We start from the raw sequence: 10,946 nt of genomic DNA, 5'->3' as shown, positions 1-10,946 counted from the left end.
CCGCCCAGCCCCGGCGCACCTTCGCGCGCCATCAGCCGATCAAAGGCGCCGGTCGCATTCTCGACCCGACGCGTGACACTGGGTCCGCCATCCGGGGAGGCTGCGGCGCCCGCTTCCTGTGCGCTGCGGGCGCGGGCCAGCAGCATGGACTGGAACGCCTCTTCCATCTCACGGCGCTTGGCCTGAAGGGCCGCGACATAGCCTTCCAGCTCGATCTCGCGCTTGACGGCGTCGGCGACCGTCGCCTCCAGCACCGGGATTTGCGCCTCAACGTCCAACTGATGTTCAACAGCGGCGCGGGCCAGGTCCTCGCGCCCTTCGCGCAGGGCCAGTTCGGTCTGACCGGACAGTTCCTCGTGACGGCTGCTTTGCTCAGTCAGCCGCTTGTTGGCCAGATGCTTGCTGGCCAGGGTGCGTCCCAGTTCGGCGCGGACGTCGTCCACCGCCTTGTCGATTTCGCGCAGGGTCTGCTGGATGACAGCATCCGGCATCGTGCCTTCGATCGCGTCGATCAACGCATGCGCGCTGCCAGAGACGATGCGGCCGACGCGTGCGCCCAGGGTGTCCGCCATGATCCTATCCTTCCGTTAGCGCGCGGCCTGAGCCGCAGAAACAATCCGCATCAAGTCCGACAGGCCCGCCAGCCTGCGCGTGATCACAGCGGGGTCATAGGCTGGCGCCGTCGGCGTCACCGCCCAGCGCAGCAATTGCTCGGTCATCCGCGCGGCGCAGTCGACCAGACGCGCCTCATGCCGCGACAGATCGCTAGTCGCCGCGCCCGGACGGGGCGTCGCCAGCGCCAGGGCCAGAAACTCTTCCGCCGTCGTCATCAGCCCGACCGCCACCTCTGAGTGACAATCCAGATCCTGCTCGATGACCCGGACAGACCGCACCGCCGCCGCCAGATGTTCGTGGCTGATCGCCAGGGCGACAGGGAAAGAATCAACCGGCTCGGCGCGATGCCGCGCCTGACGGATCAGGCCTCGAATCTTGTCGCTGGCCGTGACGGCGCCTTCGATTTCCAGCTCCGCCAGAAAGCTGGTGTCGTCTTCCGACAATCGAACGCTGAGGGGCGTAGTGAGAGAAGCCATGACACAGACGTAGCACAACGTAATACGTTCGTAAACATCGAACAGCGATCCGCATCTACCGTGCGACGCACGGCCGCAACCGTCAATCGACCTTAATCACCTGACGCGCCTGATCGCCGCCAGAGCCAGGGTGGCGCAGGCGAAACAGACGACGGCGGCGAAGAACAGGCTGCGGAAGCCGAAACCGAAACCCTCCAGCAGAACAAGAGCCGCCAGGGGCGCCGTGGCCTGCGGCAGGGTCACGGCCAGATTGATCAGGCCCAGATCCTTGCCCCGATCCTCGGCAGACGGCAGCACATCGGTCATCAACGCCATCTCGATGGAGCCGAACGCCCCCTGCCCCATGCCGTAGAAGGCGAAGGCGACCACCACCAGCATCCAGTCCGGCGTCACCCCCAGCAGCAGACCCGCCCCCGCCAGCAGCACCCCGCCGCCGATGCCCAACAGCTTGCGCCGCTTGATGCGCGATCCGGCCAGCGCCACCAGAAAGCTGACGCCCAGCACCCCGGCCAGCGAAACCGTCATCACCAGCGAATGCCCCGCCTCCGCAGTCTGGCCGGGATAGAGGTCGGCGTAACCAATGGCGTCCGCGATGTAATACAGCAGATAAAAGGCCACCAACGAATAGCCCGTCGCGATCAGGAACCGCACCGCCCAGGCCAGACTGAAATCACGATTGGCGAAGGGCTTGAACAGGCTGCGGGGCGACAGGCCCGAGGACAGCGCCCGCACCTCGCCCGGCGGCGGGGCGTCTTCACGCGACAGCACGGCGAACGGGATGGTGGCCAACAGGACGATGCCGCCGAGGGTGGCGAACCGCGCCGTCTCGCTCTGCGGCCCCCAGGCCATGATGACCGACCCCAGGGTCACCGCCAGCGGATAGGCCATGCCCAGCACGGCCGACATGACACCCCTGCGATTGTCCGGCACCCGATCAGCAAACAGGGCGATCAGCGGCGCCAGCAGGACATTGAACGCCAACTGGAAACAGACCAGCCCCACCACCATCATGAAGGGCGTTTTCGACCACCACAGCACCGCATAACTGGCCACGGTCAGAACGGCGCCGACGATGATCCACGGCCTGCGCCGCCCGTGACGCGACCGCGTCCGGTCGCTGATCGCCCCACCCAGAATATTGCCGAACCCGGCGGCGACACAGCCGTAAAAGATGGCCTGACTGAAGATGGCGGCCTTGGCGGCAGGGTCGATGGCCGCCGCATGGACCGGGGCCAGGATCTGCAGCAGGGGCGCGACCCCCAGGAAGGCCCCGATATAGGCGACGGCATAGCCGATCAGGAACGCTGGCCCGACCGGGCGGCGCTCTGACATCGACGGGTTCGCCGCATTCGCGGTCGTAGATCCCTGGTGTTCCCTCACCCGCCAATGATGGCAGGTCTCACGCAAAAAAGAAGCGGCGCCGGGAGAGGAATCCCGACACCGCTCGCACGGCATAAAATCCGCGTCAGAGGGGGGCTTGTTGCGGCCGGACTAAAAGCGCCCGGCCGCCCGTCTCATCAGACCTTGGCCAGCGCATATTTCGGCGACAGCAGGTGAACGGCCAGAAGCGCCAGCAGATAGGCCGAGGCCGCCACGATGAAGATGGGCGTATAGGTGCCGATCTGATCCAGGATGTAGCCTGCGTACTTGGCCATCGCCATGCCGCCGATGGCGCCCAGCATCCCGCCGATGCCCACGACCGAACCGACCGCAGAGCGCGGGAAGACGTCGCCGGGGAAGGCGTACAGATTGGCCGAGAAGCCCTGGTGCGCCGCCGTGGCCAGACCGATGATCCCGACCGCCACCCACAGGTTCGAGGCCAGGGCCGCGAAGGCCACGGGAACGGCGCACAGGGCGCAGATCAGCATGGTCAGCTTGCGCGCGTTATTGATGCTCATGCCGCGATGCATGAAGCGCGAGGACAGCCAGCCGCCGCCGACCGAACCCACGTCGGAAAGCAGATAGATGGCCACGATCGGCGGACCGAACGTCTTCAGGTCCAGCCCATAGGTCTTGCCCAGGAAGTCCGGCAGCCAGAACAGGAACATCCACCAGATCGGATCGATCAGGAACTTGCCCAGCGCATAGGCCCAGGTCTCACGCACGGTCAGCAGCTTGGTCCACTTGACCTTCTCGACCGTGTCGGCCGGATCCTGCTCGATATAGGCCAGTTCGGTGGCGGACAGGTTCTTCTGCTCGCGCGGGCGGCGGTACATCAGCAGCCAGATCGGCAGCCAGATCAGTCCCAGCGCTCCGGTGATGACAAAGGCCATCTGCCAGCCGAAGGCCAGCACCAACCCCGGCACGATCAGCGGCGTGACGATGGCGCCGATATTGGTGCCCGCATTGAACAGGCCGGTGGCCAGCGCACGTTCCTTCTTGGGGAACCACTCGGCGACTGCCTTGATGCTGCCGGGGAAGCCACCCGCTTCACCCGCGCCCAGAACCACGCGCGCCATGATGAAGTGCGACAGGTCACGCGCACCGCCATGCAGGATATGGCCGATCTGCCAGATGCCGAAGGCGACCCCCAGGCCCCAGCGGGCGCCGATCTTGTCCATGATCCGGCCCCACAACAGGTAGGCCACGGCGTAGGACGCCTGGAACCAGAAGACGATGTCGGCATAGTCTGTCTCGGACCAGCCGAACTCGGCGGACAGGGTCGGCTTCAGGAAGCCGATCATCTGGCGGTCGACATAGTTGATGACCATGGCTGCAAACAGCAGCCACATGATCACCCACCGGTACTTGCCCGGTGACGGCGCCTTGATCTTTATCGGCGCCGCCGCGCTCGAAGCGTCAGTCATGGTACTCTACCCGTTCCTGTATTTCCTCGGCGCGTCCCGTCTCTTCTGCCGTCTGCGCGGCGGGCGGGTTCGCGTCTGATGATGTCTTTAGCCCTGCTCGGCCCTCACGACTGAGCAGTGGATTTCAGCAATGCCCTTGAAGATGCAGACCGCCTCGTCGCCGGCATGGACGCGGTGAACACCCGTCACCGCCCCGGTCGAGATCAGGGTTCCGGCCTTCAGCGGGCGGCCCCAACGCGCACAATGTTCCAACAGGAACCGCACCGATTCCAGCGCCCCGCCGACCAGTGACTGCGCGCCGCCGGTGCCGACGCTGGCGCCATTGACCACGGTCTCGACCTCGACCTGATCCATCCGCTCGCGCCAGTTTTCCAGCTCCGGCCCGACGATCAGGCCGCCGTTATTGCCGAAGTCGGAGGCGACGACGGCCGAGCCCAGATCATTGATCGCCGCCAGCGGACTGCCCGCCAGTTCGACGCCGATAAAGACCTTGTCGACCGCCGCTGCGGCCTCTTCGATGGTCCAGTCGATCTTGGCCGGATCGGCGTCGGCGCCGATACGGGCGATGAACTCTGATTCGACTGCTGCGAACCCGCCTTCGATCTCCGGAAGGGGGACAACGGTGTCGCCGGACGCAGGCCAGACATTACGAGCGAAAATGGCGCCGGCCAGCCGGTGCGCGCCCAGTCGATCCTGCTGCGCAGGCGGCACGCCGCCGACCTTCCAGCCCACGACTTCATCAGGGAAAAGACCGATGGCGATGTCCTGAATGGCGTAGGATTCCGCCATGGTTTCAGGAATTTGTCCCGGATATTCAGGCGTGTGGCGCAACTCCAGACGTGCCGAGACGAACTGCTGCGCAATCGCCACGGCCTGGGCCGGAGCATCAGAATCTTTGGCCGCCGTCACGCTCATCGGGCGAGGCTCGGGAGTGAAGAAATCAGGATCAAGGGGGAACGCCTCGTGAATGGACGTTGATATGAACGGCGAAGGAAACCGGTGTCAATGCCGTTTCAAACCTTCTGTTGGCGTCGTCCGCCAGTCCCGGCTATTCCTCCTGTTCGACAAGATGGGAGGAGCCGCCTTGGCTCATGACGATCCGCGCCCTGTTAAGCCGGGCAAGCGGGCCACGATCAATGACGTCGCGCGGATTGCGGAAGTCTCCAAGAAGACGGTCTCGCGCGTCATCAACCAATCGCCGTTCGTGCGTGAGGATACGCGCGAACGCGTCAACGCCGTCATCAAGGAACTGGGCTTCACGCCCGATCCGCAGGCGCGGGGCCTGGCCTTCCGCCGATCCTTCCTGGTCGGCATGATCTACGACAACCCCAGCCCGACCTATGTCGTGAACATGCAGCAGGGCGTGCTGGATGCGCTGAAGGGTTCGGGCCTCGAACTGGTCGTGCACCCGTGCCTGCGCACCTCTCCGACCCTGCTTGAGGACATCCGCGGCTTCGTGGAGCGTCAGCGCCTGTTCGGCGTCATCATGCCGCCGTCGATGTCGGAAGACGAAAACGTCATCGCCCTGCTCAAGGAACTGGACACCCCCTACGTCCGCATCGCCTCCGTGGCGCTGGACGAACCGCAATCCATGGTCGTCACCAATGACTGGATCGGCGCCGCAGAGGCCGCCTACCACCTGGCCGACCTGGGTCACCGCAAGATCGCCCTGGTGCGCGGCCTTGACCTGTTCCGCTCGTCCCAGACACGCGGCAAGGGGTTCAGCGACGCCCTGGCCGAGCGCGGTATCCCCCTGCCCCCCGAATACGACATCCACGGCGCCTACACCTTCGAATCAGGCATTGAGGCGGGACACCAGCTGCTGTCCCTGCCCGAGCCGCCGACCGCCATCTTCACCCTGAACGACGACATGGCCATCGGCGTGATGCAGGCGGCGCGTGATCGCGGGCTGGAGCTGCCGCGCGATCTGTCCATCGTGGGCTTCGATGATCTGCCCATGGCGGCGCGCGTCTGGCCGAATCTGAGCTCGGTGCGCCTGCCGATCCGCGACATGGGCCGGATGGCGGCCGAGAAGCTGTTGGCCCCGATGCGCGGCATTGACCCGGCCCAGCTGGAGCAGCCGGAAATCCGTCCCGCCCTGATCGTGCGCAAGTCCGCCGTGCCCGCAGACTGACCACCGACTTCGGCCAAAGAAGTCTCGGCCAGTGCTTGTCACCGACTCTGACACCGGTTACCTAGTCGCTCATCAGACGGTCGAAAACGGCCGCCTCAAGACAAGACGCACAGCGCAAGCCAGGGAAAACGGCATGTACGACAAGGTTTATCAGGCCACCCATCCGGACATGATGGACGGCGCCTCCAACCAGCAGCTGCGCGACCGCTACCTGGTCGACGGCCTGTTCGTTTCGGGCGCAGTCAGCCTGAACTACACGCACAATGAGCGCATGGTCATCGGCGGCGCTGCTCCGGTCGATGGCGCCCTGGCCCTGCCCAGCCATTCCGAGCCGCCGTCGCTGGCGGGCAAGCCCTTCCTGCACGCCCGCGAGCTGGGCGTCGTCAACATCGGCGGCGCAGGTGCGGTCACCGTGGACGGCGAAACCATCGAACTGGACTTCCAGGACGGCCTCTATGTGCCGATGGGCTCGACCGAGGTCAGCTTCACCTCGAAGAACCCGGCTGAACCGGCCCGCTTCTACCTGATTTCGACCCCGGCTCACGCCCGCTACGAACTGACCAAGATCTCGATCAGCGAAGCCGTGCCGCTGGAGATGGGTTCGCTGGAGACCTCCAACGAGCGCACCATCTATCAGTACATCGTCCCGGCCAAGGTGAAGTCCTGCCAGCTGCTGCTGGGCGTGACGGTGCTGAAGCCCGGCTCGGTCTGGAACACCATGCCTCCGCACCTGCATGACCGCCGTTCGGAGGTCTATCTGTACTTCGGACTGGGCGAGAACGACCGCGTCTTCCACTTCATGGGCGAGCCGGACAAGGCGCGCCACATCGTCATGGCCGACGGCGAAGCCGTCATCAGCCCGCCGTGGTCGATCCACATGGGCTCGGGCACGTCCAACTACACCTTCATCTGGGGCATGGGCGGCGAGAACCTCGACTACACCGACATGTGCAAGCTCGACATCTGCCAGCTCAAGTAACTGAAGAAACGGGGAGAAAACACCATGAGCAATCCGTTTGACCTGACCGGCAAGGTCGCACTGGTCACTGGCGGCAATGTGGGTCTGGGTCAGGGCATCGCCCTGGCTCTGGCCGAGGCCGGCGCCGACATCGTCTCGGTCGCCCTGTCGGATTCCGACGACACGGTCGCCAAGGTTCAGGCCATGGGCCGCCGCGCTGCGTCCGTCACCGCTGACCTGACCTCGATCGAGCCGGTTGAGCGCGTTCTGGCCGAAGCCCTTGAGGCCATGGGCCGGGTGGACATTCTGGTGAACAACGCCGGTCTGATCCGTCGCGCCGACGCCGTCGACTTCTCCGAAGCCGACTGGGATCTGGTGATGAACATCAACCTGAAGACCGTCTTCTTCATGAGCCAGGCCGTCGCCCGCCACTTCATCAAACAGGGCGAAGGCGGCAAGATCATCAACATCGCCTCCATGCTGTCCTTCCAGGGCGGCATCCGCGTGCCGTCCTATACGGCGTCCAAGTCGGGCGTTGCGGGTCTGACCAAGTTGATGGCCAACGAATGGGCGCCGCACGGCATCACCGCCAACGCCATCGCCCCCGGCTATTTCGCCACGGCCAACACCCAGGCCCTGCGCGAAGACCCGGTGCGTTCGGCCGAGATCCTGGGCCGCATCCCCGCCGGTCGCTGGGGCGAGCCTTCGGACCTGGGCGGCGCCGCCGTCTTCCTGTCCAGCCGAGCCTCCGACTATGTCCAGGGCGCCATCCTGCCGGTCGACGGCGGCTGGCAGGCGCGCTGACACCAGGCTAGCGTTCCGACATGACCAACACCGCCTCGGGTTCCTCGGCTGCCGCCGGTACGATTCTCTGCTTCGGCGAGATGCTGCTGCGGCTATCGCCGAACCAGAACGAGCTGCTGCTGCAGTCCCCTGCCCTGACCGTGCGTCCGGGCGGGGCCGAGGCGAATGTCGCCGTGTCCCTGGCCCGCTTCGGCGCGCCGACGCGGATGGCGACGGTTCTGCCGGACAATCCTCTGGGCCACGCCGCCCGCGACGAGGTGCGCAAACACGGCGTCGACACCAGTTCCATCGTCTTCACGCCCGGACGAATGGGTCTGTATTTCCTGACGCCGGGCGCGGTGCGCCGTCCGTCCGAAGTCCTTTATGACCGCGCCGGCTCGGCCTTTGTCGAGCAGGTGAACACCGCCTTCGACTGGGATCAGTTGCTGGACGGTGTCGAATGGCTGCACGCCTCGGGCGTCACGCCTGCGACCGGTCCCAACGGCTCCGCCGCCGCCGTCGCCATCATCGAGGCGGCTGTCCGCAAAGGCGTGAAGGTCAGCTATGACGGCAATTTCCGCGGCAAGCTGTGGGAGCAATGGGACGGCGATCCGCCTGCGACGCTGGGCCGGATGTTGGCGGGCGCCACCATCGCCTTCGCCGACGACCGCGATTTTGCTTTGGTGCTGAAGACGACGTTCGACAGCCCCGATCCCGCCGAGCGCCGCCGTCAGGCGGCCAAGGCCGCCTTCGCCGCCTTCCCCCGCCTTGAGCGCATCGCCTGCACCCTGCGGGTTCAGGACAGCGTCGCCGATCAGGCCCTGTCCGCCGTCATGCTGACCCGTGACGGCGATACCGGCGTCATCGAAACTCACAGCGAAGCCATCCATCTGAGCGGCGTCATCGACCGCGTCGGCGGCGGCGACGCCTTCGCCTCCGGCGTTCTGTTCGGACTGTGGAGCGGCTGGGAAGACCAGCAGGCGCTGGACTTCGGCCTCGCCGCCGCCGGGCTGAAACACTCAGTCCCCGGCGACTTCAACCTGTTCTCAGCGGCAGACGTTCACGCCGCAATGGGCGGCGGCGGATTTGATATTCGACGGTGATCAGGAGAAGCGTCGGCTTTTACTGCCCGTCGAGACTGGGCCGTAAGGCCGAGGCGGTCGCCGCCTCATGTGGTCGTTAGCTGGAAGCTCAGTCTTAGTGCGCCGTTGATGCCTTTGACGCCCATGCGCATGCAGATGGCGCGGAGGTGGGCGCGGACAGTGTGGATGGAGACGTCCATCTTGCGGCCGATCTCCTTTGGCGGTTCGCCGCAGGTCAGGTGAGACAGGACCGTGATCTCGGCGCGCGTCAGGCCGAACACGGCGCGCAGGGATTCGATGCCCTCGGCGCTGACGCATTGGGCAGGGCGGGCGGTGGCGAAAATCTTGCCTTCGATCTCGGGCAGGGCGATCAGGTCCAGCAGGCACCAGTCATCGTCCCCAGCCCTGAACAGGATCCGGCCACTGGGCTGACGGTGCGTGTTCAGTCGGGCCAGGAGACTGTCGAACTCGGGGCGATTGCGGTGTTTTTGACAAAGGAAGGCGCCACCTGCGCCGACCATGCCAGAGGCGATCATGGCGCGGCCTGCGGCATTGCATTGCTGAATGGCGCCTTGCGCATCCAGAACAAACCGCGCCAGACCATCATGTTCGAACCAGCTTGTGCAGTCATCCTGCGGCAGCGGGCCTGGGCCGGACAGGAAGCTGCGGCGCTCGGTCATACGTAGGGGCGCCACGATTGGGCCCCTGAAATGTCTGTTCGCGTCAGCCCTTGGCGGCGCCTGTGTAAACGCGTGCTCGATCATGCCTCTCCCCAGTCCCAATCCACGGTCAGATCGTTCGCACTGCCGTGATTTTTTGTTGAAATCAGAACGCTACATGAGATCGCCAGGTGCGGACGCCCTTAAGATCTCATCGAACAAGGACGGTCGGTCTGACCGCTCTAAACCGTGTTCGACTATCCTTGATTTCAGCGTTATCACTTTGATCGGCCACTCGTAATTGCCATTGTTGGCTAACCCGAATGGGTGACACTGCGGGTAGGGGATCAGTGGGGCGAAATGTCTATGGTGAGTATGTCCTGATACTTGCCAGCCATCTGGCCGCTGACGGCGCCCAGGGTGAACAGCATCGGCAGCGAGGCGCCGGCCAGGGTGCGCGGCGGATTGATAGACTTTGTCCAGGGCGCGCTCAGATCGACAGGCTCACCTTGCAGTTCAACCGTATAGGGGACGTTTGATGGGGTTTCCACGTCGCCGACCCGCCGCATCACCCCGCGATGCTCCGAACTGATCGACAGGGTCGAGGGGGCGTTGGCGCGGACCTGCACGAAGATGCGCCGCGTCGCGCCGGTGACGGCGTCGCCGAAATCAACGACCTCGACGCTGGAGCCGGAACCGAAGGCGCCCGCCGCCCCTGCCAGGTTCAACTGGGCGCGCGGCGTGTACACCAGTTGCACGCGCACGGGCAAGGGCGGGACGAGCAGTTTTCCTTCGGCGTCCTGGATCACCAGCTTGAGATCGGCGGCGTAGGTTCCAGCGTCAGGCACCGCATCGACGACGATGGCCGCGTCCAGTTGGGCGTCGCCTGACGCCTGACCCGACAGTGAGAAGCGAAACACGCCGGGCTCAATGGCCGAGGCTTGCAGGCCGGAAGACTCGCGCGGGCGAAACTGCACGCCGACCCCGCCCAGGGCCAGGCTGGTGGCGGGCACGCCAGCCTCGTCGATGAACGACAGGCGCAGGTCGCATTCGGCGTCGCCCTGGTTCTTGAGGCCCAGGTCCAGCGCGCCAGCGGACGGCCCTACGGCGAAGGGATTGTAGTCGATGACGACGGCGCTGGGCGTGCGGGTCAATGCGAGGTCGCACGCCTGGGCGCCCGTTGTGATCCCGAACGCCAGCCCCGCCGTAAAGAGCCAGGAGAACAGACGTCGGCGCGCGTGATTATTCCACCGGCTTGGACGTGCGGATTTCGCCGACATCGATCGTTCCTTCCACATTCTCGGGGATGTTGAATTCGCCAACGACCACGCCCTGGACCAGCAGACGGTATCGACCGGGCGCCAGGCCATCGGCGACGAACCGACCGTTGCGGTTGGTGAAGAAGGGTTTGCCCTCTGCGCCAGGGGCGGCG

General features: G+C 65.3%; 12 protein-coding genes. 4 read left to right on the top strand and 8 right to left on the bottom strand.

Translation table 11 applies throughout. The features are described from left to right. From QZ281_RS13355 to QZ281_RS13335, 5 genes are all read right to left on the bottom strand, one after another. Nucleotides 1-572, bottom strand: a 572-nt coding sequence (locus QZ281_RS13355) for a PspA/IM30 family protein (protein WP_292229146.1), incomplete at its 3' end; no start/stop codon positions are given. Between the two features lie 15 nt (nucleotides 573-587). Next, nucleotides 588-1,091: a hypothetical protein gene (locus tag QZ281_RS13350; RefSeq protein ID WP_201096977.1), complete on the bottom strand. Its 504-nt coding sequence runs from the start codon at nucleotides 1,089-1,091 to the stop codon at nucleotides 588-590. Nucleotides 1,092-1,187: 96 nt separating this feature from the next. Next, nucleotides 1,188-2,423: an MFS transporter gene (locus tag QZ281_RS13345; protein ID WP_292229136.1), complete on the bottom strand. Its 1,236-nt coding sequence runs from the start codon at nucleotides 2,421-2,423 to the stop codon at nucleotides 1,188-1,190. Nucleotides 2,424-2,608: 185 nt separating this feature from the next. Further along, nucleotides 2,609-3,898 carry an MFS transporter gene (locus tag QZ281_RS13340; RefSeq protein ID WP_292229134.1) on the bottom strand — a complete coding sequence of 430 codons (1,290 nt, stop codon included), beginning with the start codon at nucleotides 3,896-3,898 and terminating at the stop codon, nucleotides 2,609-2,611. A gap of 87 nt (nucleotides 3,899-3,985) precedes the next feature. Beyond that, nucleotides 3,986-4,813 (bottom strand): fumarylacetoacetate hydrolase family protein, encoded by an 828-nt coding sequence (locus QZ281_RS13335; RefSeq protein ID WP_292229133.1) that lies wholly within the window; start codon nucleotides 4,811-4,813, stop codon nucleotides 3,986-3,988. Nucleotides 4,814-4,982: 169 nt separating this feature from the next. On the opposite strand from QZ281_RS13335, the gene QZ281_RS13330 reads away from it, so the two are divergent. The 4 genes from QZ281_RS13330 to QZ281_RS13315 all read left to right on the top strand — a co-directional run bounded on the left by QZ281_RS13330 (nucleotide 4,983) and on the right by QZ281_RS13315 (nucleotide 8,876). Continuing rightward, a complete protein-coding gene (locus QZ281_RS13330; protein WP_292229131.1) occupies nucleotides 4,983-6,032 on the top strand; it encodes a LacI family DNA-binding transcriptional regulator in 1,050 nt (349 codons plus the stop codon). 133 nt (nucleotides 6,033-6,165) lie between these two features. Beyond that, nucleotides 6,166-7,011: a 5-dehydro-4-deoxy-D-glucuronate isomerase gene (gene kduI, locus QZ281_RS13325; RefSeq protein WP_292229129.1), complete on the top strand. Its 846-nt coding sequence runs from the start codon at nucleotides 6,166-6,168 to the stop codon at nucleotides 7,009-7,011. Nucleotides 7,012-7,035: 24 nt separating this feature from the next. Further along, nucleotides 7,036-7,794, top strand: a complete 759-nt coding sequence (kduD, locus tag QZ281_RS13320; RefSeq protein WP_292229127.1) for a 2-dehydro-3-deoxy-D-gluconate 5-dehydrogenase KduD — start codon at nucleotides 7,036-7,038, stop codon at nucleotides 7,792-7,794. Between the two features lie 20 nt (nucleotides 7,795-7,814). Continuing rightward, the gene (locus QZ281_RS13315) at nucleotides 7,815-8,876 is read left to right on the top strand and encodes a sugar kinase (RefSeq protein WP_292229125.1); all 1,062 of its coding nucleotides are present in this window, start codon (nucleotides 7,815-7,817) and stop codon (nucleotides 8,874-8,876) included. Nucleotides 8,877-8,941: 65 nt separating this feature from the next. On the opposite strand, the gene QZ281_RS13310 is transcribed toward QZ281_RS13315, so the two are convergent. From QZ281_RS13310 to QZ281_RS13300, 3 genes are all read right to left on the bottom strand, one after another. Beyond that, the gene (locus QZ281_RS13310) at nucleotides 8,942-9,550 is read right to left on the bottom strand and encodes a helix-turn-helix transcriptional regulator (RefSeq protein ID WP_292229123.1); all 609 of its coding nucleotides are present in this window, start codon (nucleotides 9,548-9,550) and stop codon (nucleotides 8,942-8,944) included. Between the two features lie 311 nt (nucleotides 9,551-9,861). Then, nucleotides 9,862-10,668, bottom strand: a complete 807-nt coding sequence (locus QZ281_RS13305) for a hypothetical protein (protein WP_292229121.1) — start codon at nucleotides 10,666-10,668, stop codon at nucleotides 9,862-9,864. Nucleotides 10,669-10,756: 88 nt separating this feature from the next. Continuing rightward, nucleotides 10,757-10,946 (bottom strand): hypothetical protein (locus QZ281_RS13300; protein WP_292229119.1); only part of this gene is annotated, 190 nt, incomplete at its 5' end.

Source organism: Brevundimonas sp., assembly GCF_018608325.1.
In the GTDB taxonomy this organism is placed as follows: Bacteria; Pseudomonadota; Alphaproteobacteria; order Caulobacterales; family Caulobacteraceae; genus Brevundimonas.
The sequence above is the reverse complement of the archived record's forward strand: the minus strand, read 5'-3'. Positions and strand labels throughout refer to the sequence as shown.